This window comes from Spirosoma fluviale (genome assembly GCF_900230225.1).
GTDB classification, from domain to species: domain Bacteria; phylum Bacteroidota; class Bacteroidia; order Cytophagales; family Spirosomataceae; genus Spirosoma; species Spirosoma fluviale.
Genome location: NZ_OCNH01000005.1, coordinates 210,510 through 234,480 on the forward strand (window position 1 = coordinate 210,510; position 23,971 = coordinate 234,480).

Annotated in this window: 18 protein-coding genes; 8 read left to right on the forward strand and 10 right to left on the reverse strand. The window is 49.9% G+C overall.

Going from position 1 to position 23,971, the window contains the following annotated elements; translation table 11 throughout:
- Positions 1-11: 11 nt before the first annotated feature.
- Positions 12-926 (forward strand): NAD-dependent epimerase/dehydratase family protein, encoded by a 915-nt coding sequence (locus CRO74_RS24025; RefSeq protein ID WP_097129671.1) that lies wholly within the window; start codon positions 12-14, stop codon positions 924-926.
- A 78-nt stretch (positions 927-1,004) separates the two neighbouring features.
- Positions 1,005-1,490 carry a VOC family protein gene (locus CRO74_RS24030; RefSeq protein ID WP_097129672.1) on the forward strand — a complete coding sequence of 162 codons (486 nt, stop codon included), beginning with the start codon at positions 1,005-1,007 and terminating at the stop codon, positions 1,488-1,490.
- Between the two features lie 363 nt (positions 1,491-1,853).
- Here CRO74_RS24030 and CRO74_RS24035 read toward each other — a convergent pair whose 3' ends face one another.
- On the reverse strand, positions 1,854-2,693 hold the full coding sequence (locus CRO74_RS24035) for a 3-keto-disaccharide hydrolase (RefSeq protein WP_097129674.1): 840 nt from the start codon (positions 2,691-2,693) through the stop codon (positions 1,854-1,856).
- A gap of 337 nt (positions 2,694-3,030) precedes the next feature.
- On the opposite strand from CRO74_RS24035, the gene CRO74_RS24040 reads away from it, so the two are divergent.
- Positions 3,031-4,134 (forward strand): SMP-30/gluconolactonase/LRE family protein, encoded by a 1,104-nt coding sequence (locus CRO74_RS24040; protein ID WP_097129675.1) that lies wholly within the window; start codon positions 3,031-3,033, stop codon positions 4,132-4,134.
- A 221-nt stretch (positions 4,135-4,355) separates the two neighbouring features.
- Here the strand turns inward: CRO74_RS24040 and CRO74_RS24045 are convergent, their stop codons facing one another.
- From CRO74_RS24045 to CRO74_RS24065, 5 genes are all read right to left on the reverse strand, one after another.
- The gene (locus tag CRO74_RS24045; protein ID WP_097129677.1) at positions 4,356-5,456 is read right to left on the reverse strand and encodes a protein kinase domain-containing protein; all 1,101 of its coding nucleotides are present in this window, start codon (positions 5,454-5,456) and stop codon (positions 4,356-4,358) included.
- A gap of 175 nt (positions 5,457-5,631) precedes the next feature.
- Positions 5,632-6,738 carry a M48 family metalloprotease gene (locus CRO74_RS24050; RefSeq protein ID WP_097129678.1) on the reverse strand — a complete coding sequence of 369 codons (1,107 nt, stop codon included), beginning with the start codon at positions 6,736-6,738 and terminating at the stop codon, positions 5,632-5,634.
- Positions 6,739-7,050: 312 nt separating this feature from the next.
- Complete coding sequence (locus tag CRO74_RS24055; protein WP_097129680.1) at positions 7,051-7,647, reverse strand: 3-keto-disaccharide hydrolase; 597 nt, start codon at positions 7,645-7,647, stop codon at positions 7,051-7,053.
- A gap of 71 nt (positions 7,648-7,718) precedes the next feature.
- The gene (locus tag CRO74_RS24060; RefSeq protein ID WP_097129682.1) at positions 7,719-9,689 is read right to left on the reverse strand and encodes a glycoside hydrolase family 97 protein; all 1,971 of its coding nucleotides are present in this window, start codon (positions 9,687-9,689) and stop codon (positions 7,719-7,721) included.
- A 22-nt stretch (positions 9,690-9,711) separates the two neighbouring features.
- Positions 9,712-10,833: a lactonase family protein gene (locus CRO74_RS24065; protein WP_097129683.1), complete on the reverse strand. Its 1,122-nt coding sequence runs from the start codon at positions 10,831-10,833 to the stop codon at positions 9,712-9,714.
- Positions 10,834-11,092: 259 nt separating this feature from the next.
- Between CRO74_RS24065 and CRO74_RS24070 the strand changes: the two genes are divergently transcribed.
- Positions 11,093-11,977, forward strand: a complete 885-nt coding sequence (locus tag CRO74_RS24070; protein WP_097129685.1) for an OmpA/MotB family protein — start codon at positions 11,093-11,095, stop codon at positions 11,975-11,977.
- A 170-nt stretch (positions 11,978-12,147) separates the two neighbouring features.
- Here CRO74_RS24070 and CRO74_RS24075 read toward each other — a convergent pair whose 3' ends face one another.
- Both CRO74_RS24075 and CRO74_RS24080 read right to left on the reverse strand, forming a co-directional pair.
- Positions 12,148-12,930: a lipoprotein signal peptidase gene (locus tag CRO74_RS24075; protein WP_097129686.1), complete on the reverse strand. Its 783-nt coding sequence runs from the start codon at positions 12,928-12,930 to the stop codon at positions 12,148-12,150.
- A 63-nt stretch (positions 12,931-12,993) separates the two neighbouring features.
- A complete protein-coding gene (locus tag CRO74_RS24080; protein ID WP_245877971.1) occupies positions 12,994-14,232 on the reverse strand; it encodes a proline dehydrogenase family protein in 1,239 nt (412 codons plus the stop codon).
- Positions 14,233-14,504: 272 nt separating this feature from the next.
- Here CRO74_RS24080 and CRO74_RS24085 point away from each other — a divergent pair, with 272 nt between their 5' ends.
- Positions 14,505-15,608: a chorismate mutase gene (locus tag CRO74_RS24085; RefSeq protein ID WP_097129688.1), complete on the forward strand. Its 1,104-nt coding sequence runs from the start codon at positions 14,505-14,507 to the stop codon at positions 15,606-15,608.
- Positions 15,609-15,931: 323 nt separating this feature from the next.
- Here the strand turns inward: CRO74_RS24085 and CRO74_RS24090 are convergent, their stop codons facing one another.
- Entirely contained in the window at positions 15,932-16,903 is a 972-nt protein-coding gene (locus CRO74_RS24090; RefSeq protein ID WP_097129689.1) for a DUF4249 domain-containing protein, read from the reverse strand.
- Positions 16,903-19,320 (reverse strand): TonB-dependent receptor, encoded by a 2,418-nt coding sequence (locus CRO74_RS24095; protein ID WP_097129691.1) that lies wholly within the window; start codon positions 19,318-19,320, stop codon positions 16,903-16,905. The genes CRO74_RS24090 and CRO74_RS24095 overlap by 1 nt, the downstream gene beginning before the upstream one ends.
- Positions 19,321-19,533: 213 nt before the next feature.
- Here CRO74_RS24095 and CRO74_RS24100 point away from each other — a divergent pair, with 213 nt between their 5' ends.
- From CRO74_RS24100 to CRO74_RS24110, 3 genes are all read left to right on the forward strand, one after another.
- Entirely contained in the window at positions 19,534-20,868 is a 1,335-nt protein-coding gene (locus CRO74_RS24100; protein ID WP_097129692.1) for an NAD(P)/FAD-dependent oxidoreductase, read from the forward strand.
- 245 nt (positions 20,869-21,113) lie between these two features.
- Positions 21,114-23,279 (forward strand): S46 family peptidase, encoded by a 2,166-nt coding sequence (locus CRO74_RS24105; RefSeq protein WP_097129694.1) that lies wholly within the window; start codon positions 21,114-21,116, stop codon positions 23,277-23,279.
- Positions 23,280-23,372: 93 nt separating this feature from the next.
- Positions 23,373-23,897, forward strand: a complete 525-nt coding sequence (locus CRO74_RS24110; RefSeq protein WP_097129695.1) for a DinB family protein — start codon at positions 23,373-23,375, stop codon at positions 23,895-23,897.
- Positions 23,898-23,971 lie beyond the last annotated feature (74 nt).

A 23,971-nucleotide genomic window follows, 5' to 3' on the forward strand; every position in this document is an offset into this window, starting at 1 on the left:
CTTTCAGAGCTATGAACAGACAAACCATTTTGGGCGCTGGCGGGGTGATTGCTACCAAATTGGCCCGCCAGCTTCCCACCTATACCGACACCATTCGGCTGGTTAGCCGTAACCCCAAAGCGGTCAACCCGACCGATGAACTGGTTCAGGCCGATCTGACCGATGCTCAGGAAACGGATGCCGTTGTAGCCGGTTCGGACATCGTGTATCTGGTAGTTGGATTGCCGTACAAGACGTCCATCTGGCAGGAAAAATGGCCTAAAGTCATGCAGAACACGATAGATGCCTGCGAACGACACGGCGCTAAGCTCGTCTTTTTCGATAACGTGTACATGTATGGGCGCGTGAGCGGCTGGATGACGGAAGAAACGCCATTCAACCCCGTCAGTAAAAAAGGCGAAGTACGCGCCCACATTGCCCGGATGCTGCTCGACGCTATGCAAGCCGGGCGGGTAACGGCACTCATTGCCCGCTCCGCCGATTTCTACGGGCCAAATGTGCCCAACTCCGTTACCGAAGCTCTCGTATTTAGCAAATTGAAAGTTGGTAAAATGGCTAACTGGCTGGTGAATGCGCAGGTGAAACACTCCATGACGCTGGTTGCCGATGCGGCCCGAGGTACGGCCGTTCTCGGAAACACACCGGCTGCTTACGGACAAACCTGGCACCTCCCCACCGACCGCCAGCCGCTAACGGGCCACGAGTTCATTACTCAGGCAGTGGCTGCGTATGGGGTCAAACCCAACTACTCGGTACTGTCGAACTGGATGGTTTGGCTGGGCGGATTGTTCAACCCGGTTGTCGGCGAAACGCGGGAAATGCTCTATCAGAGCGACTCGGACTACTTGTTCGACAGTACTAAATTCGAGAAGCAGTTCTTCCCGGCTACAAGGTATAGTGAAGGAATTCGCCAGTCGGCCGTTTGATGAAGGCGACTAGGCGAGATAAACGAAAAGTCAAAATTTCATGTTGATACATCAAATTGACAATCCGGGTTATTCGCTATGTCTGATTACACTATCCCCGCTCAAACGCGCATTGGGCATATTCACCTAAAAGTCGCCGACCTCGACCGGGCGCTGGCGTTTTACCGCGACCTGCTCGGTTTCTCGCTCGTTACCATGTACGGGACCGAAGCCGCGTTTATTTCCGCTGGCGGCTACCATCATCACATCGGGTTAAATACCTGGTATAGTAAAGACGCGCCCCCCGCGCCAACACGGGCCGCTGGCTTGTTTCATACCGCCATTTTGTACCCAACCCGTCGTGATCTGGCTGTGGCGTTGAAACGGCTCATCGACGCAAAATACCCCATAACGGGCGCATCCGATCACGGTGTTTCCGAAGCCATCTACCTCAACGACCCCGACCACAACGGCGTTGAACTCTACTGGGACCGCCCCCGCGACGAATGGCCGCTCAAACCTGATGGCTCCATCGAAATGTTCACGCACCCGCTGGATCTGGAAGGGTTGCTTGGGGAGATATAAGTTTTTAGAGTGGTTTTGCCATGCCTCTTCGACAGCTAATCTTGTAGGGTAGGCAAGGCGTCAAAACAGTCGCGTAGCGACGAAATGTTTGTAGATAAGAGCTCTCCAGTGTCTAGCAGCGTGCCGTAGGTACGCAACAATCGGTAGAAGTCGCGTACCTACGGCACGCCAGTTGAGACCATTACCAACTTTTGCTACAAACATTTCGTCGCTATGCGACTGGCTAGCCACGCTACTGGGTCTATCACGATAGTGTGCTTTAAAAATTCAGGAGTGCTTAGCGAGTAATAGCCTCAGGATAAAGGCTTGTGTCATCCATGCAAAGTCCTCATATCCTTTATGAGTTGGGGCCATCAACTCCTCCTACTTCACCAACTCCGTCGGCAACTGATCAATGTTCCGAATTTGGATATTCCGGTAGAACACCTCGGCCCCTTCGGATTGAATCTGAATTTTACCCTTCGTCAGCGGCTCCACCTGACCGTTGACGAGGTGGCGGGTTTTGGTGAGTACCAGATTGACTTTGCCGTTCATGACGTGGACACAGGTGTCGTCGAAACAATACAACTCCAGCACGTTCCACTGACCGGATGGTTTCTCGGCGTCCGGGTTTTTGAGGCACGACCGTCCGGCGGGTGTTTTGTCCTGGAAGGTGACGAGCGGAGCGCCCGGCTCATACACGTAAGTGCCCTTCTCGTTTTTACGGGCGGTAATATCGGTCAGCACGTTCATAACGCCCCAGTAATCGCCACAATCGCCCTCCTGCACCTGCAATTCAAACGATTCCATCCATAACATCGGCGTGCCGTGCGGACCGACACTGTGGTACAATAGGCCGCTGTCTCGCGGACGGTCGAGTTTGGGTGGCCATTTCTGCGTTCCCCATTGGAACTCCATTCGGAGGTGATAGTTGCCGTAATCGGCCAGGGTATTGATGCCGCCGAAGGTCTCGCCCGATATGCGTAACGCCGGTTTACCATCGACCGTCACGACCGAAAAAACATGATTGGGGTCGTTGTTCAGGCCCAGCGGGGGCGTTTTGTCGTTCGCGCCGTCTTTGGCGTACGGTTTATCCAGATACGTTTCCCAGCCGCTGAGGTTTTTGCCGTTGAACAACGATTGCCATTTCGCCGACGATTGGGCCGTTACCGACGAAGCGATCAGCAAACAAATACCGGCAGACAGTAAGCGTAATGTCATCATAAAAAGGGTTTGGTGATAATGTATTTGAGCAGAATTAGTCTACTACTATCGGTCGTTTAAAGTGGGTGCAAACTGAGGTAGTATTTTGCGTCGGACTACCCCCAACCCCCTAAAGGGGGCTAAAGCTTGACTATTCTCAACCTGAGCCCCCTTTAGGGGGTTGGGGGTGGTCCGACGGATCGGTAAAACGTCCGAATACTCAGTTTACACTGTATTTAAAGTCGTTCCCTTACTCGCTTTTCGCTCTTTCACTCTTTCGTTCTTTAACTAAGGTATTCCAACCTTTCCGTGAACACTCCGTTACTATCGGGATGTATTACGTACTCAACATACAATCATGAAACAGTTCATTATTCCGATTCTACTCGGACTGGGCCTGGCCGCTGGCTGCCAGAAGAAAGAAAATGCCAAAGGTGTGGATACCGGCGATCTCGATAGTGCCAAAGAGACCGTTTCGACGGTGGGCGATCCCAAACTCCTGTACACGCTCCCCGCTAAATACAACACGCCCGATGGCATGGCGCTGGCTCCCGATGGCACGGTCTATCTGTCCGTTCCCAATCTGGCCGACAACAGCTACCCCGGCGTTATCGTGACGTTTGCCGCCGATTCGGTGCAGTTCTTCACCAGCTTACCCGCGCACCCTGATACTAAACATGCCTGCCCGATGGATCTGGCGTTTGGTCCCGATGGTAATTTGTACTATGCCGACAACCAGTACGAAAACGATAAAAACTACAAATCGCGGCTGATGCGTATCAAGATGAGTGGCGGCAAGGCGGTGGGCGTGGAGCCGGTGGTAACGGGCTTCGGCCTGTCGAATGCGGTGGTCTGGAAAGGCAACACCATTTACGTAACCGACAGCCAGTGGGATATGCCCGACAACGACAAAGGCAGTGCCGTTTTCCATTTCACGCTCGATGAACTGAACAAAGGTTTGGTGGCCCTGAAACCCAAAACGATGGACCCGCACGTGCTGGCGACCTTTACCACAACAGTAAACGAAACGGGCGTCGATAACGGCGCGGATGGGCTGGATTATGACAGCAAAGGCAATTTCTACACCGGCTCCTTCGGCGATGGCACGCTTTACAAACTAACCCTCAAACCCGATGGCTCACTGGCCTCGAAAGAAGTGGTGAAGGTAAGCGAACCAATTGCCTGCGTAGACGGCCTGATCATTGACCGCAAATCGGACAAAATCTACCTCTGCAACTCGCGCATGAACTCGATCCAAACCGTTACGCCCGATGGTAAAGTAAGTACGCTGGTACAAAACGGCGATACCGACGGAAAAGACGGCCGAATCGACCAACCCGCCGAAGTCCTGCTAAAAGGCAACCGGCTCTTTATCACCGACTTCGACAAGCCCGAAAAGAAATTCGTCAACACCAAAGCCGACGATGTGCATACGATGTCGTATGTTGATTTAGGGAAATAGTGGATGGTGCTCGGTGCTGATGAAGTTGGTGTGAGTCGGCTTTGTCAGCACCGTTGAAAAGTGAAAATGTGCGATAAGTGAATTGTTTAATCTGGACAGGTTCCCGTCTGTGCCTTCTACCTACCTTATATTTGTAAAACAGTAGAGTTATTAAATGGAAAGTTAATATATTTATGAAGAAAGGGGTTTTCAATATTTGAGCTAGGTAGAATTATATAGGTTTACTTAAACCGTTCTTTAAATTCCTTCCATTTCTTAAATAAATCTGGCCAATCAACCTGTAAATCGCTTGTTTTGGAGGACTCTACTTCAAAATGATTTACGAGAAATTTCAACTGAAAACAACTTTCTGTACTTATGTCATTTATTTGGTTAAGTAAGAATTGAATGGTGTCATCAATACTTGGCCTAAGTGATGGTTCTACGGAAAGCATCCTTTTTATAAATTTAAAGACAGTTTCGTTAATACTCACGCCATCTTCTAGTAACTCTATTTTACAGTCGTTTTTAATCCATTTTTCCCATTTATCCTTTTTTGTCCATTTTCCTGAGTTTCCATGTTGAGCTTTGGGCCAAAAGTCGCTTAGTTTAATGCCAACTGGATGATAGCCATTGGTAATTAATTCATAAAAGATAACTCCTAATGCAAAAACATCTGTAGCTTGAGTTAATCTAAGTTTTTTCCATTGCTCAGGAGCCATATATGGTCTTGAACCATCATAGATACCGCAATCAATTGAGGCATTTGCAAGTCCAAAATCAGCAATAATGGCAAAGTCATATATGTCTAAGTTAGGTAAACCAACAACATCATTTTTGATATTTTGAATAAAAATGTTTGCTGGCTTTAAATCTTGATGGGCAATCAATCCTCTTCGGTAACAATGTCTTAAGCCAATACATATATAAAAAAGAAGTGAATACTTTGATACTTGACTTAGTTGAGCTGTTCTAATTAAGTTTGCTAAGTCATTACCCCAATACTTAAAAGAAGCGATCGGAATGTCAAAAAAAGAATCAAAATCGAATGCCCAATGAACAAATCTGTTGTGATAAAATGATAATTGAAGTTCTAATTCTCTAACAAATCTCCTTGCAGATTCTTCTTTAGAAACGCCAGCAATTGGCTTAGGTAATTTAATACAAGTATGACGAGGAAATGAATTTGCTCCGTAATCAAAAAGGAATATCTCCCCGCACATTCCACTAGTATGAAAAGTACATTCTCCTCTACCGAAAAAACCTTCAAGTAATATCTCCTTATAAGTATTATTGAGTTTGTGAAAATTAAATTTTTCGTCAGGTATATAATCTTGAAGCATCTGTATTGTGTGTTTACTTACAGCTATTTTATAGTTATATGTGCTGCCTTGATTATCGGTTCTATACTTAAAAATAACTTTTTGGAGCTTTACGTTTAGGCGGAAAGTCGAAGTATAACTCTATAGTTTTTTGCTTCAGCCTACCTTATCAAAACTTTTTTTTGATCGTAATCTTTTAGAAGCTATCGCCATTAAGTCCTTCAAGATAAATGAATGACCACATTCCATTGGCAGAAGTTCCACAACCTGGATAACCCTCAACCATCGCAAACTTAATTCTTCTCCCTGGAACCATTAAAGAAGGCAGATTCATAGAAGCTGAATGGCTCATTTCATTTTCTCCACTCCAACTTGTTTGATCTAAATGTACTGTCCAGTCTTCATTTTTTATGTCTCGGAAGTCATTAGCGAAAGAAGGGCTTGATTTAACAATATGTACTTTTACTTCGCCTAAATCTTTCGATACTTCTGTAATAATGCCATATAGGAAATGATAGCTTCCATACCAAATTTCATTATTTTCAGCAGTTCTATACTCTTCTCGAATTAGACTTCTTACATCATAAATAGGGAAATTATTTTCATTGTCATTTGGTGGCGGTGGAATTGCACCGTTATATCGAGTTTGATTTGCTTCATTCCAACCTTGTGTAATGGCTTCTATTCTCTCAGACTTAGGTGGATGGGTTGTAGAGCCGGTTTCACTACCAAGAGTTCTAATCGCATTTGTAGCATCATCAAGTGTCGCACCCAACTTGTATAATATAAAGCCTGAGTATTTATCTGCTTCTAACTCATCCCTTGGGTTTGAACCTTTGCTTGTGATTGTATGCCCAGAAAGATGGTGTCCTATTTCGTGGGCTAATATTGACATTGAAGACCAGTAACTGCCTGATTTTATATCGGTATATGAGAGTAATCTTGGGTCATACAATATGTACCTTTTATTATCAATGACTGTTGCAATTGCATTATCAATTGACGCACTATATATTTTGAAATTTGAAGCCAAACCTGAAAACTTTAGGATTGAGTTGATTTGACTTATTTCTCTTTGTCGTGGTTCATAAAGGGTAATTGTTTCATTACTTGGGGTGTAATTATAACCACACCCTCCAAAATTGCCATTTATACTACCATTTATGTTACTATTCGGTTCTACAACTACAATCGGTTTTTCGGCTATTGAACTATCGGTTTGCTTAGCCTTATTGTCGTTGGTGTTGTTACAGGATGTCAAAAGAATAAGTGTTGTCAGGATTAGTATTAGATGTATGTTCATCACGGTGTGTTTAGAGAGGCTATGTATAACTTTTCAATATAAGGAATTTTATAATAGGTTCACACCTATTTGTACTCTACTAGACTTAAAGTATAATAATAGGGAAGTTTAAGCTAACCGTTACCCTTAAGGAAATTGGTGACTTTCACTCTGATTTGTTGAATTAAAGGATAAATTATTAACTCAAAAACGAATCCCAGTCCATCGAAACGTAATAATTAGAACGTCTCGGTAAACTGGGATTTATATATTTCTAACTCAACTTAGCCTTAGCCTTCGGCTGCGCGGGCTGAAGGACCGCGGTACGTTTGTTTACAATTCTTTCAGCTTCATGTTCCGCCAGCGGACTTTAATGCCGCCACCGTCGTGGATTTGCAGGGCAACGGAGCCTTCACCTTTGCCGATTTTCTCGTCGGTCAGGTCGACCATCTGGGTGCCGTTCAGGAAGGTTTGTACGTGGTCGCCCTCTACCCGGATGCGGAGCTTGTTCCAGTCGGTTGGTTTCAGGATGTTCTCTTTCTCGTCGGGAATCTGGATCAGCCAGCCCCGGCCGTACGATTCGTAGATGCCGCCCGTGTCGTGGTTGGGGGGCGCTACTTCGACCTGCCAGCCGTTCACTTTGGTGCCCTCTACCGTCGAGCGGAAGAATACCCCGCTGTTGCCGTTCGCTTCTTCTTTAAATTCCAGCGTCAGGTCGAAGTTTTTATAGTGCTTCTCCGTGGCCAGGTAGCCGTATTGTTTGTCCGGGCCGCTCTCGCAGATGAGTTCGCCGTTTTGGACGTACCATTTCTCGGTGCCGTAGATCTTCCAGCCAGACAAGTCTTTTCCGTTAAACAGCTTAACGGTCTTGGTAGGAGCCGTGAACGCGAGTGCCGCAAACAGCAGGCATATAGCAAGGCATTGTTTCATGGGGTATTAGGTTTTGGGGTTAATAAAATTTTTAAAGAATTACGATTTTCGGCTAAAATACGCCAGTTGCCTCACTTCTTTCGCAAACGAATCAAAAATCCACCACCAGGTGCCAGATGTACCGGCAGGGATTCCGTTCGGGTTACGGTTTTGGTGCTGAACTGGTAATCGACAGGGTTGCGGTCGGCGTTGGGGCCATCCGTACAACTGACAGCTTCGAAGGCACCATCGCCCAGAAAATCCAGCGATAGCTTCAGGTCATGGGCCGACCAGTTGCCAAGTCCGCCAATGTACCAATCGTTCCCTTTCTGGCGGGCGGTCACGATATACTGACCCAATTGGGCATCCAGCACTTTCGTTTCGTCAAACGCCGACGACACGCTTCCCAGAAACTCCATGAAACGGGGCTCCAGCAGGGCCTGCGATGGATTGCCCGAAAAAATAGAGATAGGGCTGTCGTATACAACGAACATCGCCAGTTGGTGGCAGCGCGTTCCCTGCGACATTACCTGTCCGCTGATGGGCTTGAACTGCTCTTTGGTGGCGTTGCTCAACAAACCCGGTTCGTAGTCCATCGGGCCGGACACCATCCGGATAAACGGCAGCAGCACATCATGGTCGGGCGTGGCTTTGTTGCTCCATATGTTGTACTCCGAGCCCAGCACACCCTCACGGGTGATGGCGTTTGGGTACGTTCGTTCGAAACCCGCCGGTTTATACGCGCCGTGGTACATGATCATGATCTTCGCGCGGGCACAGGCTTCGGCCACGCGGGTGTAAAAATTGACCATCTTCTGATCGTCGCGGTCCATGAAGTCGGTCATGATAAAATCGACGCCCCACGACTGAAACTGTTTCAGGGCGGGTTCCAGTTGACGGTCGAGGGTAGCGGCCAGCGTCCACATGCTGAGCTTAACCCCCTGCGAATGGGCATAGGCGACTAACTCCGGGATGTTCATGCCGGGCGTAATCTTGAACAGATCGTTGTTGTCCGACCAGCCCGCATCCAGCAAAATCCGGTCGAACCCGAAGCGTTTGGCAAAGTCTACGTAATACTTGTAGGTCTCCGTATTGACTCCCGCCCGGAACGGAACATTGAACAGATTAATGTTGGTGATCCATTCATCGGTGCATTTGCCCGGCTTCACCCACGAGGCATCGCCGATCCGATTGGGCGTGGCGAGTCGATAGACCATGTCCGAGGCCGGTAAATCACGGTCTGAGCCGATGACCAGTACCCGCCACGGAAACGTTCGCTTTCCGGTGGTGCGGGCAATGAAATCGGCTCGGTTGGCCACGACAACCTGCGAATACTCCGCTTCGATACGCTTTTCGGTGAGCGGATAAGGCGCAAAAACGCCGGTGAGCCCGTTGCCTTGCCGGGCCAGAAACATGCCCGGATAATCCAGCAGATCGGATTCCGTCAGCACGATGCGCGGGCCGGTGGGCGGGGCAAGCAATACCGGCGAAAAACAAAGTACCGAATCCGGCAACTGGCTTAGCGATCGAATCTGATACGGTTCTTCGAACGACGTATGAAAGCGGTCAACTTCCGGGCGGGGCTGCACGGCGGGGTAATACACGGTTGGGTTGTTGGCAAAGGCAAACCGCGCCGTTTCGCTGCGAACCGTGATCGAATCGGTAAAGTCGGTGCGGAACCGATACGCTACGCCATCGTCATACACGCGAAACTCCAGCGCGTGTTTATCCCGAAACTCCAGCACCAGTTCCTTATAACGGTCTCGAATAACCCGCCGTTTGGTTACTACGGGCGGCAGGATGGAGTCTCGCACGCTTTGCACTCGGCTCCGTTGCGGAACGCCATTGCCCAACGTCCGGCCATCGGCTAATATCATGGCAATAACCGAGGGGTTTACCAAGGTTTGCCCCGCTGAACTCACCGAAAAGCGAACACTGTCTGAAGCCGAAACTGTCAGCGTCAATCGGCCATTAGGCGAACTGAGTATGCGTTGAAACGGTCTTGGTGCCGCCATCACCGACAGGCTGTAGCTTACGAGCAGAACAATTAGCAGATGGCGCATAGCAATTAGGTGGGACAGTAATTTATCGGGTAGCCATGATCACACATACGGCAGCCGGTACTTTTACCGATTGGCCGGTGTACGTGAGCAAGCCCGTTTTCTTATCGCGTCTGAAAATGGTGATGTTGTCTGTATCCTGATGTGCAACAAAGACGAAATCACCTTTGGGGTCGATCAGGAAGTTGCGGGGTGTTTTGCCTTCGGTTGGTTGATCACCTACCTTGGTCAGACGTCCATCAGAACCGATGGCGAAAATAGCCAGCGTGTTGGCTCCCCGGTTAGACTGGTACAGAAACTTGCCTGACGGATCAACGTGAATATCAGCACTGGTATTCTGCCCTGAAAAGCCATCGGGTAGCGTCTTGATGTTATCGTCGAGCAGTGTCAACGCGCCGGTTTTTGGGTTGCGGGAAAAAACGGCCACCGTAGAGGTCAGCTCTTCGACCAGATAGGCGTATTTACCGTTAGGGTGAAACGTGAAATGGCGCGGCCCCGACCCTGGTTTTACACTCGCGTAGGGTGTAGAGGCTGGTTTAACCGTACTCGTCTTGGTGTCGACATCGAAAATATTGACTTTGTCGGTAGTCAAGTCGGCGACGTACACAAAGCGGTTGTCGGGAGCCAGCGTAGCCGAGTGGACGTGGGCTTTCTCCTGCCGTGCCGTATTGGGGCCGGTACCTGCATCCTGAACACTGTCGGAAGGAGCGGCCAGACTGCCATCGGTGTTAATTGGCAGAACGGCCAGACTGCCGCCACCATAGTTGGAGACAAAGGCCGTTTTGCCCGTTTGGTCCACACTAACGTGGCATGGACCGGCACCGAGCGTCGACTGGCCATTCATGAATGTTAGCTTACCGGTGGCTTTATCAATGGCATACGAACTGACGCCCCCCAGTTTATCGGCCCCTTCGTTGACCGAGTACAGGTAGTTACCCGATGGGTGAATGGCCAGGAATGACGGGCTTTTGCCGTTCGAAATCGACTGGATGGGCTGCATGGTGCCTGCCTTTCGGTCGAACTCGAACACGTAGATGCCCTCGCTCCCCCGAACGGAGTAGGTTCCTACATACATAATCTCTTTTGTCGATTGAGCCTGTGCTGCGAGGCCCACACTAATTAGAATACCCGCGAATAATTTGTTCATAAAATCAAGGATGAGTCTTTTTAATAAGGAGCGACAGAATGTAAACTACCGATGCCAATTGAGCTACGTTATTGGCGGATTTGCTCTTTTTTTTAAATTTTAAGCGTCAGATAAGGAAATAATATTGATAGAAGTGTTTTAGATAAAGATTGCATTAAAAACGATTGGCTGTAATACATTACTTTTGTAAAACGATTAAAGCCGTTCATTTCACGCATTTATCGTTTAAACCTAACTTTTCGTTAACACCTCCAGTACTATGAAACGAGTATTGATAATTTTTGCGGCCGTAGCTATGCTAGCTTCCTGTAACAGTAAGAAGCGCCTGGCCGAGATTAAAGCACTACAGGATGCCCGTGACAAGGCTGTTGCGTCATTGAATGACTGCGATCAGCGTACCGCAACTCTTCGTTCACAACTATCGGCTAAGGACACCGACCTGCAAGGGAAAGATAAGCAGGTGGGTGATCTACAGGCTCAGATCGACTACCTCAAGAAGACGAACATCAACCTCCTTGACCGGATGTCTGATTTGTCGATTGTGAGTAAGTCGGGTGCCGAAAGCATTCGGAAATCGCTCGAAACACTGAACGAGCAAACCAAGTACACAAACAACCTCAACTCGACCATTCAGCGGAAAGATTCGCTGAACCTGGCCCTGGTAATGAGTCTGAAGCGTTCACTGGACGATATCAACGACCAGGACGTACAGATCGAAGTGAAGAAAGGTGTTGTTTACGTATCTATCTCGGACAAACTCCTGTTTAAGTCGGGTAGCTACGACATCACGCCGAAAGCAGAAGTGGTATTGGGTAAAGTAGCTAAAGTAGTAAACGACCACAAAGACCTGGATATCCTGGTTGAAGGTCATACGGATGCTGTCCCCATTTCGACGGCAGCCATCAAAGACAACTGGGATTTGAGCGCTCTGCGTGCTACGTCGGTTGTTCGTACATTGCAGGCTAAATTTGGCGTTTCGCCCGAGCGTCTGACCGCCGGTGGCCGGTCGGAGTTCTCGCCAAAAGATGACAACACCACAGCGGTTGGTCGTCAGCAAAACCGTCGTACGGAAATCATCATCACCCCAAAACTTGATCAGTTCTTTAATCTGTTGTCGAGCGGTCAGGCTGGTGGTAGCAAATAAGGTCTAAAAGCATTTCGAAGGCTAATTGAAGCCCTCTCAGGTAGTCCTGAGAGGGCTTTTTTATATAGCTTGGAATGGTATTCCGCGTAGCCCGGTCTTAACGCAATTCGGGCTGCTTAAGATTTCTTAAGCAGCCCGAGTTATATGGTCAACATCTATTTTTCGACGCGTTATTCAGACCGTTTGGATTCTTCTTCGGGTAATACCGACTCGGGTGTAGGTTGCTGAGGTGTATCGTCTGCTATTTCAGTCACATTATTCGTTGGCTCCTGTGGCCTATGGGGTTCCTCATCGAGCAACTCCGAGGCTGGCAACACGGCTGCTTCGGTCGCATCGGGGCCGTTAACAGGCAATAGGCTATCTTCAATGGGAGGTTCGCCAAAGAAACGGCGCTGGAAGAACAGGATGATACAAACACCCACAAAAATGCAGGAATCGGCGATGTTAAAAATGGGCGTCGAATAATATTGCCCACCCCATACCGGCACCCATTCTGGAATAAACCCTTCCCAAACATCAATGAAAATCATGTCGATCACCTGCCCATGAAACCAGGGTGTAGGTGAACCATAGGGGAAATTATTCAAAAATACGCCGTAAAAGGTGCTGTCAATCACGTTGCCTACGGCCCCGGCCAGGATCATCGACATGGCCCAAAGCAACCCATTTGGTGCCCCCCTATGAGCCAGATTGACTAGATAAAAGCCAATGCCAACCATGGCGAAGAGCCGGAAAATACTCAGCAGGAGCTTACCATATTCATGGCCCAGTTGCATACCAAAGGCCATCCCGGGGTTCAGTACATAGTGGAGCTTGAGCCAATCGCCAGCGACCTTGATCTGACCCGCAAAGCCGGGGGCCATATAAAAATGTACGGCCAGCTTCACGCCCTGATCCAGTAAAATCAGTATCAGCGTCAGCAGAAAAAACTTATAGGGGCTTTTCTGAATCATATTAAAAAAGACAGCAAGAGTCCGACCAATCGGCCGGAGCCTTGCTGTGCTTAAAGTACGCTATTATTGACGACAGCCTTTACGGCGTTTTAACTCATTACTAACCAGCATAAACTCCCGGCTACTCTGGCCCGCAATCGACTTGTTCTCGTCGGCTCGCCGGAACAGATAAGGCATAACGGCTTCTACGGGACCGTAAGGTACGTATTTTGCCACGTTATAACCCGCATTGGCGAGGTTGTACGAAATGTTGTCGCTCATACCCAATAGCTGAGCAAAATAAATATGCGGGTCGCTGGGCTCAACACCCAATTGCTTCATCAACTCAACGCAGTACAGGCAACTCTCCTCATTGTGCGTTCCCAGACAAATCGAGATCGTATCGCGATTTTGCAGACAAAACTCAATGGCTTCGTTAAAGGCAATGTCGGTATCTTCTTTGGTGGCCTGAATAGGGTCCTGGTACTCCTCTTCGTGCGCCCGGAGCCGTTCCTTCTCCAGGTAAGCACCTCGAACCAGTTTCACGCCAAGGTAATAGCCTTTGGCACGTGCTTCGGCGGAGTCGCGCCGGAGGTGATCCAGACTTTCCCAGCGGTACATCTGGTACGTATTGTAGACAATAGGCCGCTCGTGGTTATAGCGATCCATCATTTCGTAGGCCAGCGTGTCGATTGTATCCTGAATCCAGCTTTCTTCCGCATCGATAAAAATGCGCACATTTCGCTCGTGAGCTCGTCGGCAAAGCGTATCAACCCGCTTCATAACGCGATCAAATTCGGCCTTTTGCTCCTTGTTGAGGGAGTCGCCAATCTGAATCGCTTCGAGAAGCTCGGTCGAGGCCACGCCGGTTACCTTGAAAACAGAAAATGGAATATCGCTTGATTCGCTGGCGCGTTCGATGGTGCGTAAAATTTCGAGCGTTGTTTCGTCGAAACTTTTTTCAGTCTCCTCACCTTCAATCGAATAGTCGAGAATGGTGCCTACGTGAACATCGTGCAGATTTCGGATGGTTCTCTCGGAGTCCTGGATACTCTCGCCACCACAAAATTGTTCGAAAATCGTATTTTTAATGAGGAATTTGATCGGGAGACGCAGGCGCAGGGCGATCTTTATAAAAAAAGTCCCTAAATTTACCAGCCATCCCTTATTCATCAACGCAAATAACCAGTAGGTCTTTCGGAGTTTGAAATCCGACTGGGACGAAAAAGCAATCGAAGTGTCCTCAAATGAAAGTGGGCGGAAGTCCGACGTTGAGGCCGAGTTCGGCTTAGTGTCTTTAAGGCCCTGGACAGTCTCCGGCATTAGATTACTTCGGTTCGACATATCAGTGCTCCGTTTGGGCGGTGCTACTAGCATAGCTTAAGTGCGTGTCAGCTAACACGACCGAAATATATAACGAAATTTCGGTCAAACAGTTAATGCGCCAACACGGCTTGGTTCGACAAACTAAAAAGCTTTTAGACAAATGAAGGAACCGGCTTGAAAGACAGCCAATTCCTCTGCAAATATACCACAAAATTAAATTTAAAGTTCCCCATAGAGTAGTAGGTGTTACTCTTAGATTAAGCGTTAGTATGAAAGTAGAATTAGCCGTAGAGCCGCTTGGATCGTGGATTGATACCAACGGCAAGCCTCTGATCATTGCCGGTCCGTGCAGTGCTGAGACCGAAGATCAGTTAGTGGAAACCGCACGCCAGTTAAAGGCGCTGAACGCGGTTCACGTTATCCGTGCGGGCGTGTGGAAGCCCCGCACCCGGCCGGGTAGTTTTGAAGGGATGGGCGAAGCCGCTCTGCCCTGGATTCAGCGCGCCAAAGCCGAAACGGGCCTCCCGTTTGCTGTGGAAGTCGCTACCCCCGAGCACATCGAACTGGCCCTTAAGTATGGCGTTGATATCCTGTGGGTAGGTGCTCGTACGACCGTTAACCCATTTAACGTACAGGAGATTGCCGATGCCCTGCGTGGCGTTGATGTGCCTGTACTGGTTAAGAACCCGGTAAATCCTGATCTGGCTCTCTGGGTGGGTGCTTTTGAGCGCCTTGCCGGAGCAGGTATCAAGAAACTGGGCGCTATTCACCGTGGCTTTGCTACGGGAGAAGCCAGCAAGTACCGTAACATCCCGATGTGGCAAATGGCCATCGAGTTGAAGTCGATCTTCCCTCAGTTGCCCATCATTGGTGACCCCAGCCACATGGCGGGTAAGCGTGCCTACCTGAACGAACTCGCTCAGATGGCCATGGACCTGAACTACGACGGGTTGATCGTTGAATCGCACATCGACCCCGATAAAGCGTGGAGCGATGCGGCTCAGCAGTTAACCCCGACCGCTTTTGGTGAAATGCTGGACCACCTGCAAATTCGTCAGGTTGAATCACAGAATCTGGAATTCCAGAGCTTTGTGGAGCAATCGCGTCGTAATATCGACAACGTAGACCGGCAGATCGTTGAAATGCTGGGTGCCCGGATGGCCCTCGTTGAGCGTCTGGCTGAATACAAACGCGACAATAACGTAACGCTGTTCCAGCCTGAGCGTTGGAAAGAAATTCTGAAAACACGTACCGAACTCGGTAAAAAACTGAATTTGTACCCCGAACTGGTGGAAGAAATCTATAAGATCATCCACATGGAGTCGATTCGGAAGCAGACCGAAATCATAAACAGTGCCGAGCAAAACGTCTAGTTCGTTTTGATCCAGTTAGTGAAATGGGTGGAGTAGGGAGCAGTCCTTACTCCATTTTTTGTGTTTAAGGTGTATAATGAATAATACCCCCTGCTTGTCATACCGTTATTTGCCGCGTAGCGGTTAAATGTTTATAGTAAAATGGTTCTTGGATTTGATTGACGTGCCTTAGGTACGCGACCTGCGCCGATTGTTGCGTACCTACGGCACGCTGATGGAGACGATCTTCAGCTTTTGCTACAAACATTTAACCGCTACGCGGCCATTATGCACGTTATTTAATGCAGTAGATGGATATTGGAACAATAACTCACTCCACCAATTCACCTCAGCCGAAGGATCAGCGTCGCGTTATTGTACCCCGCAAAACAGCCTAACCCACCCTGAATATTGCTCGGAATCAGCACGGGTTCGGCAAAGGGATTGTTACGGACGCGCCGTTGGCGGATAACTGCTTCCTGAAATTGGTAATAATGCTGGTCAACACTCATCAGGTTTACCGTAACCGTAGCGTTCCGGTATTGACCGTAAAAATTCGTTAGCTGATTGCTCGTGAAGGGGGTCGAGGAGACGTAAGCCTTTCCGGAAATCATTTGAGTGCCATCTACACCCGCATCGGAAAACAGGCCCCGGTTATCGTCGGAAATAGATAGCTGGGTAGCTCCGACCTGTTTGGCCCCGCAGGAGTCGCATTTGGTTGTGTATTGAAAAAAGCCCGTCACCTGATAGTAATTAGCCTGTGCCGGTGGGTCCTGCCAGCGAGCCAGCACGTAATACCGCCGAAGCAGCGAGCGCCCCTGATTTTCTGTGGTCGAATCGAACGTAACCGCCGTTGGGCGAACAGGAGCCGGTATGGTACAGGTGCTTGTTGCCCGCTCCCCGTTGGGCGTTACGACGGTAAGTGTGTACGTTCGGCCCGCAACAATGGGCAATAGCCGGGCGCTGGCGCTGTAATAGGGCTGTTTAAGGGAATCGACCGGCGAGTTGGGGCTGTTGTAGCGCAGGGTGACGGATCGATTGCCTTCGGCGAGGGTAACGGTCGCGTTGGTCACGTTGCTACCCCCCGTATCGAGGCTATCATCGCTGACAACGGTTTTTGATCGTGTGACTTTTACGGCCAGGTTCGTATCCTGTGGCGACAAATAGCTAGTGACAACCAGTTTGGGTGCAGCAAATCCTAACTGGCTTGGATCTACTTCGTTCCGCAGGCTGCTGCATCCCGTAAACATTCCGATGACAGCCAGGAGCGTAATCAACGCAGAATAGCCAATCGGAAGAGATAGGTTCGTACGCATCAGAATTTGAAATTATAGCTAACCGCTGGTACAATCGGGAACACTGAGTAACGGAACAGGGCCGTTCGGGCGGGTTCTGTAGTCGTAGCCGCAACCGATTCGAGCCGGTAGAAAAAGGGGTTTCGCCGGTTGTAAAGGTTATAGGCGCTAAATTCCCAAGTCCGTTCGTGGTGTTTCTTTTTCTTGTGAAACTGAATACCCACATCAAAGCGATGGTAGGCTTCGGCCCGGAAACTGTTCTTTTGCATTCCGTAGTCATCATTCGTCCGGGCATTCTGGAAATACTGCTGAACAATGGTAGGCGTACCGCCGTAGATGAGCGTATTGCTGGGGCGGTAGGTTTCGAAACGGCCAACCGGAATGGTGAGGGCGTTGCCGGTTCCATACACCCAAACCGCCGATAGGGTAACCCGCTTGCTGAGATCATAAATACCTACCAGCGAAACATCATGCCGGCGGTCGTAGCGTGGGTAGTAGGGCTGGCCACCATTGAGTTCGGCAAATTGCCACTGCGTCCAGGAAAGGGTGTAGCCCGCCCAGCCGGAGAAGCGCCCTACTTTTTTCTGCAAGAGAAACTCCGCTCCGTACGACCAGCCCCGGCCTGCTGTCACGTTATCTTCCCACCGTACGCTGTTGGCGGCTGCTGGGTCATTGATAAGCAGAAAACTGGCTCCCTCTTTGTAATTGATGATGTTGCTCATCGTTTTGTAATACCCCTCAACCGTCAGCGTCAACCCTCTGACGAACGCACTCCCGGTTGTAAAGTCTTTGGCAATACCAACCGCCACCTGCTGCGATTGCTGGGGTTTCACACGGTCTGTGGTGGGCACCCACAAATCGGTAGGGAGGCCGATGCCCGTGTTCGACAATAAATGAACGTACTGATTCATCATGGCGTACGAAGCCTTGACCGACAATTCTGGTTTGAGCGTAAAAGCTGCCGACAGCCGGGGTTCGGGCCGGAAATAGCTCGCGTCTTTCTGCTGGAAATAACTTAGCCGCAACCCACCATTCACGCGCCACCGGCTCGATGGACGCCAGGTATCCTCGGCGTAGATGCCCGATTCCAGCACATTAATGTTATCGATATTATTGATTGACTGATTGATCAGGGCATTTTGCAGCACAACAGCGCTTGGTGTGAAGCGATGGTATGTACTCTGAATTCCCATTTTTATAGAGTGCTGGGGCGCTGGATAATAATCCATGTCGTATTTCAACGAGACATCCCGAATGCCCGAGTTGTAATAAAGCGAGTAGGTCTGAGCATCCAGCGCGCCCTTCTCGACCGATGAAATCTGGAACTTGTAATCGCTGAAGATCAGGGACAGATTCGAGAAAAGCTTCTGGTTAAACAAGTGATTCCAGCGGAGCGTACCGGTGGCATTGCCCCAGCTTAATCCCGTGTTGGTATTAAGCGAGTTATCGTCGGCGTAGAATTTATCCCGGCCGAAGTACCCGCTCAGGTAAAGCTTGTTAGTGGGGCTGAAATCGTAGTTGGCTTTGGCATTAAGATCGTAGAAATAGTAACCTGCGGTAAGCGTACCACCCGATTGTTGCCGTACCAGCGGAGCCGCCACCACATCCAGATAAGTTCGTCGGGCGGAGACCAGAAAAGAAGCTTTTTTATTTTTTGTGAGCGGCCCTTCGAGCATGAGCCGGGAGGCAATCAGACCAATTCCCCCTTCGCCATGTAGTTTCTCGCGGTTGCCGTCCTTCATATTGAGGTCAATCACCGATGAAAGCCGCCCGCCGTACCGCGCCGGGAAACCACCTTTTATCAACTCGACACTTTTTATGGCATCGCCATTAAAGACCGAGAAGAATCCGAACAGGTGATTGGCGTTGTACACGACGGCATCGTCCAGAATGATGAGGTTCTGGTCCGGGCCGCCCCCGCGCACGTAAATCCCCGTTTGCCCTTCCGACCCCTTTTGTACACCGGGCATCAGTTGCAGCACTTTCAGTACGTCTTTCTCACCCAGAAAAGCCGGTATTTTCTTAATCTGGGCAACGGGTATATCAATGGTGCTCATCTGGGCGCTTTCGCTCACTTTTTCGGTCGGCCCACCGGCTTTTACCTCAACCTCCGCCAGTGCCTGACCAGGTGACAAGAGTACGTTGACGGTTTGGTTGTTGCGAAAGGTAACCGCTCGCTCAGCGACTTCGTAACCAACAAAGGAATAGGCCAGACGCAAACTATCCCGGGCCGGTACTGTGAGCGAGTAGAAACCATAAGTGTTGGTGGTAGTGCCGGTAGTTGTGCCGGGTAAATACACGTTTACGCCCGTCAATGCTTCCAAACTTCCCGTTTCGCGAACATACCCGCTTATGGTGAAACGGCTGGCTATATTCTGGGCCTGTAAACTACTGATAAACAGAAGAGAAAAAAGAAATACCTGTACTCGGCTGCGCATGGGTAAGCGGGCAAACTAAAGAGCGTATTAGGTTTGTTCTATGTATAGAAAACGTAAATAACGTTGCAACCGCAGTCACTTTTCCGGGGGGACCTATAACGAAACGACGAAGCTAGCGATCAATTGCTCAAATTCGGTCGTCGGTTAAAACAAAAGGTCTGATAACAAGGTACTATACCCAGAAAAGAACCGCGTGCTGAACGCCCGACGACTATGCTTCAATTCGATAAACTTTCGCTCAATATACCCGATACAACCAAACCCCGGGTCGTCATTATCGGTGGTGGATTTGGTGGTATGAATCTGGCCAAAAGCCTCCGCAATACCGATGTGCAGGTGGTGCTGATGGACAAGCAAAATTACAATGGCTTCTGGCCACTGCTGTATCAGGTAGCTACCGCCGGTTTGGAGCCGGACGCCATTGCCGAACCGTTTCGGAAGATGTTTGATGGGTTTGAAGACTTTCATTACCGAATGGTGCGGGTCAACAAAATAGACCCGGCAACCAAAACGGTAACGACTCTGATCGGCGATTTACACTATGATTACCTGATTATCGCCAGCGGCACAAAGTCTAACTTCTTTGGTAATAAAGATATCCAGAAATATTCGTTTCCGCTGAAGACCATCCCGGAAGCACTCAACGTACGGAGTCAGTTTCTGCAATGCTTTGAGCAGGCCAGCGTCACGACCGACCCTGCCGAACGGGAGAGTCTGCTCACCTTCGTCATTGCCGGGGCCGGTCCAACAGGTGTAGAGATGGCCGGTTCGCTGGCCGAAATGCGCAAACACGTACTTCCCAGCGATTACCCAGGGCTGGATTTCAGCCAAATGCAGATTTATATCGTCGAAGGACTTGGTAAAGTCCTGCCGCCAATGTCGGAGGAGGCTGGTAAAAAAGCCCAACGGTATCTCGAAGATCTGGGCGTCATCATCAAACTGAACACGCTGGTGGAAGGGTACGATGGCGAAACGGTCACGTTTAAAGGTGGTGAAAAGATCAGAACGCAGACACTCGTTTGGGGTGCGGGCGTAACCGGTGCGCTGATCGACGGTATTCCGGCTGAATCCGTTGAGCGGGGCCGTATTCTCGTAGATCCCATCAACCGGGTGCAGGGTCTGACGAATGTATTTGCCATTGGTGATATTGCCTTGATGAAACTGGAGGATTACCCCAAAGGGCATCCGGGCGTGGCGCAACCTGCCATTCAGCAGGGTGAGCATCTGGCAAAAAATATTCGTCGCTTGATGAAGAACGAGCCGACGGAGCCGTTTAAGTATTTCGACAAAGGATCACTGGCCATTGTGGGCCGCAGCCGTGCCGTAGCGGATTTGCCGGGAAACATTCACCTGGGAGGTTTTGTGGCCTGGATGGCGTGGCTGTTCGTCCACATCTGGTATCTGGTGGGCTTTCGAAGCAAGCTCGTTGTGTTCAGCAACTGGGTATACCGGCTGTTTACCTACGAGCGAGGCACCCGGATTATTATCCGGCCGTTTATCCGGAAAGATGACAAAGTAGGGCAGGAGATCATGGCCCAGAGTGAGTAAGGTAATTGGTATTGAACACAAAGGCACGGAGAACACAGAGAAAAACTGAAACTCCGTGCCTCTGTGTTTCTAGCTGGCGCGAGCATTGGCTCGTGCTTTTTCATAAAGTCAGTATTCAGTGACGCCAGCGAACCGGAACGGCGCTGGCCAGCAGCGCCAGTCTCTGTCACCGCGCTAGTTTACAATACTAAACGGTTTACCCTAAATTCACGTTTTAGTATCGAACAGTACCATCCTCCTCGCTAATGTACCGTATCAAGCTTCATTCTTCCTTGCTGAAAATTATCTGCTGTGCGCTGTTAACGGCTGGCTCCGCTTTTTCCCAATCCACGCCATCAACGGCAGGGCCGTCAACGCCTGTTGATACAACGAAAGGCGGCCCGCTCGATCTGGGCAAAATGTGGACGTTCGACAGTCCGCCCTCCGCGTTTTTCAAAAAGACCTATAACTTCACTGCCGACGAAAAGTGGTTCGACGAAGCTAGGCTGGCTTCGTTGCGGTTCGCCGATTATTGCTCAGCTTCGTTTGTGTCGGCTAATGGGCTGGTAATGACCAACCACCACTGCGCCCGTGAATCGGGAACGGGCGTAACCCGCAAGGGCGAAGACCTGAACGCAACCGGGTTCTTTGCCAAAACACCCGCCGAAGAACGGAAAGTGGATGGCCTGTTCGTTGACCAGCTGGTGAAACTACAGGACATCACCAAACAGGTACAGGATGCCATGAGCAGCGCCACCTCCGAACAGGCGCAGTTGCAGGCTCGTGAGCAGGCGTTTACGGCGATTAAGCAGGAGTATGGAACCAGAGAAGGCTGGAAAGGACTCGAACTGCAAACCATCACGTTTTATAACGGAGGCCGTTATGCGCTATACGGTTTCAAACGCTATACCGATGTGCGGCTGGTGTTCATGCCTGAGTTGCAACTCGGCTTCTTCGGGGGCGATTACGACAACTTTACCTATCCTCGTTATGCCCTCGACTGCTCGTTTTTTCGGGTATATGACGGAGGTAAACCCTTACAGACGACCCACTTTTTCAAGTTCAACACAAACGGCGTCCGCGATGGTGAACCCATTTTTGTGATTGGCAACCCCGGCCATACCGAGCGGCTCAAGACCGTTGCCGAACTTGAATTTGACCGGGATTTGCAGACGCCCGCTACCATTCAGATGCTCCGAAACCGATCAGCGGCTTTACAGGCTTATAATGCTACGGCGAAGAATGACAGTGTATTGAACGAAATTTTCAGCTACGAAAATAGTCTGAAAGCCTACGGTGGTCAGCTCGAAGGGCTGCGCGATGCCAGCTTACTGGCCCGTAAAGCCGTGTTTGAAAAGCAGTTTAAAGCCGCAGCCAAAGCCAAAAACCTGCCCACCGACCAGCTAAAAACCTGGGACGAACTGGCCGCAAACACCGCTCAGTTACGGGCTCTTTTCAACGACGCCAACTACCTCGGGCCCAGCGAACGCACTATGGGCGAGTTGCTCACCTTTGCCAATGTAGTCACTCAGTTTAGTGAACTGTTGGCCACCCGCCCGCAGGATGCCGAACGCGCCCGCTCGCTGATGGTTACGCCGGAGGTTAAAAGTAAGGCGCTGGACGAAGCCTATCTGGCGGCCCACCTGACCGAAGCACAGCTTGGTTTAGGTAATGATGACCCGTACGTCAAAGCCGCTTTAACCGGAGCCAATGGCCAGCGGCTAACCCCCAAAGAAGCCGCTGCATATCTGGTGAAAAATACAAAGCTAACCGACGCGGCCTTCGTGAGTGAGTTATCCACCCGGCCCAATGCCGCAGCGGCCTCTAACGATCCCATGCTGGCGCTGGCCCGGATTGGTTTTCCCCGCTATCTGACAGCAGCCCGGCAGGCTCGCCAGATTTCGCAAAAGCAGGAGGTGCTTCGCGGGCAACTGGGCCGGATGCTGTACGATGTATATGGTACAGCCGTGCCACCGGATGCTACCTTTTCGCTCCGTATCAACGATGGCGTGGTGCAATCCTATGATTACAATGGCACAAAAGCACCCATCCTGACAACCTTCGCGGGCCTGTATGACCGCAATTACTCCTTCGCCGACAAAGCACCCTGGAATCTGCCCGCCCGCTGGAAGAATCCACCGCTTGAGTTACTGAAGCAGCCTATGTGCTTTATCTCGACTAATGACATCATTGGTGGTAATTCGGGGAGTCCGATGATCAACAAAAACCTCGAAGCCGTTGGTCTTGCCTTCGACGGAAATATGGAAAGCCTGCCCGGCGAATTCATCTTCGTCCCCGACCGTAACCGAACCATTTCAGTGCATACCGGAGGCATCATTGCCGCTATGCGGTACATTTATAAAGCGGATCGGCTGGTGAGTGAACTGACAGGTGCGCCGGTGACGGCGAAACCCAAACCGGCAAAAAAATAGAGAATTATTGCGCTATTGACATTTTAGGCCGCACAAACTCCCCGAAAGTTCAGTACTTTCGGGGAGTTTGTGTTTTGCCTTTATACGATAGTAATGACTAAGTCCGACATTCCGGTGATGCCAGAATTCTTCGACCGGTATATCAATCTGGCCGACAATGACTGGCTCCTTCTTGATGCCCTCACCCAGGGCGCATCGTTTGAAACCCTGATCCCTGCCGAAACGCTCGAAAAGCTGGGTGATCTCCGCTACGCCCCCGAAAAGTGGACGGTGAAAGATATTCTACAACACATCATTGATACCGAACGCATCATGAGCTACCGGGCCATGCGCATTGCCCGCAATGACAAAACGCCCTTACCCGGCTTCGATGAGGTGATGTTCGGTGAGTTTGCCAATGGTATCAACCGGACCATCCCGGACTTGTACGAAGAATATGGTCTGCTGAGACAAGCCAACATCGCTATGTTCAAGAGCTTCGACCACGAAATGCTGGTACGTTCGGGAACCTGTTCCGATCAGCCTATTTCCGTCATCGCGTTGGGTTTCGTGCTGGTAGGCCACGCCACGCATCACGTCAATGTCATCAACGAGCGGTATCTACCGCTTCTGGCTTAATCGTACCTACGGACTTTAGTCCGTGTTTCGTGCTACTGCCATTTACGGACTAAAGTCCGTAGGTACGTAACTTT

Bases quoted from the DNA above. Each gene is read 5' to 3' on its own strand.
- CRO74_RS24090 (WP_097129689.1), bottom strand. From the start codon at position 16,903: ATGCGTACGAACCTATCTCTTCCGATTGGCTATTCTGCGTTGATTACG.
- CRO74_RS24075 (WP_097129686.1), bottom strand. From the start codon at position 12,930: ATGATTCAGAAAAGCCCCTATAAGTTTTTTCTGCTGACGCTGATACTG.
- CRO74_RS24060 (WP_097129682.1), bottom strand. From the start codon at position 9,689: ATGCGCCATCTGCTAATTGTTCTGCTCGTAAGCTACAGCCTGTCGGTG.
- CRO74_RS24085 (WP_097129688.1), top strand. From the start codon at position 14,505: ATGAAAGTAGAATTAGCCGTAGAGCCGCTTGGATCGTGGATTGATACC.
- CRO74_RS24050 (WP_097129678.1), bottom strand. From the start codon at position 6,738: ATGAACATACATCTAATACTAATCCTGACAACACTTATTCTTTTGACA.
- CRO74_RS24025 (WP_097129671.1), top strand. From the start codon at position 12: ATGAACAGACAAACCATTTTGGGCGCTGGCGGGGTGATTGCTACCAAA.
- CRO74_RS24065 (WP_097129683.1), bottom strand. From the start codon at position 10,833: ATGAACAAATTATTCGCGGGTATTCTAATTAGTGTGGGCCTCGCAGCA.
- CRO74_RS24045 (WP_097129677.1), bottom strand. From the start codon at position 5,456: ATGCTTCAAGATTATATACCTGACGAAAAATTTAATTTTCACAAACTC.
- CRO74_RS24055 (WP_097129680.1), bottom strand. From the start codon at position 7,647: ATGAAACAATGCCTTGCTATATGCCTGCTGTTTGCGGCACTCGCGTTC.
- CRO74_RS24080 (WP_245877971.1), bottom strand. From the start codon at position 14,232: ATGCCGGAGACTGTCCAGGGCCTTAAAGACACTAAGCCGAACTCGGCC.
- CRO74_RS24095 (WP_097129691.1), bottom strand. From the start codon at position 19,320: ATGCGCAGCCGAGTACAGGTATTTCTTTTTTCTCTTCTGTTTATCAGT.
- CRO74_RS24030 (WP_097129672.1), top strand. From the start codon at position 1,005: ATGTCTGATTACACTATCCCCGCTCAAACGCGCATTGGGCATATTCAC.
- CRO74_RS24100 (WP_097129692.1), top strand. From the start codon at position 19,534: ATGCTTCAATTCGATAAACTTTCGCTCAATATACCCGATACAACCAAA.
- CRO74_RS24035 (WP_097129674.1), bottom strand. From the start codon at position 2,693: ATGATGACATTACGCTTACTGTCTGCCGGTATTTGTTTGCTGATCGCT.
- CRO74_RS24105 (WP_097129694.1), top strand. From the start codon at position 21,114: ATGTACCGTATCAAGCTTCATTCTTCCTTGCTGAAAATTATCTGCTGT.
- CRO74_RS24070 (WP_097129685.1), top strand. From the start codon at position 11,093: ATGAAACGAGTATTGATAATTTTTGCGGCCGTAGCTATGCTAGCTTCC.
- CRO74_RS24040 (WP_097129675.1), top strand. From the start codon at position 3,031: ATGAAACAGTTCATTATTCCGATTCTACTCGGACTGGGCCTGGCCGCT.
- CRO74_RS24110 (WP_097129695.1), top strand. From the start codon at position 23,373: ATGACTAAGTCCGACATTCCGGTGATGCCAGAATTCTTCGACCGGTAT.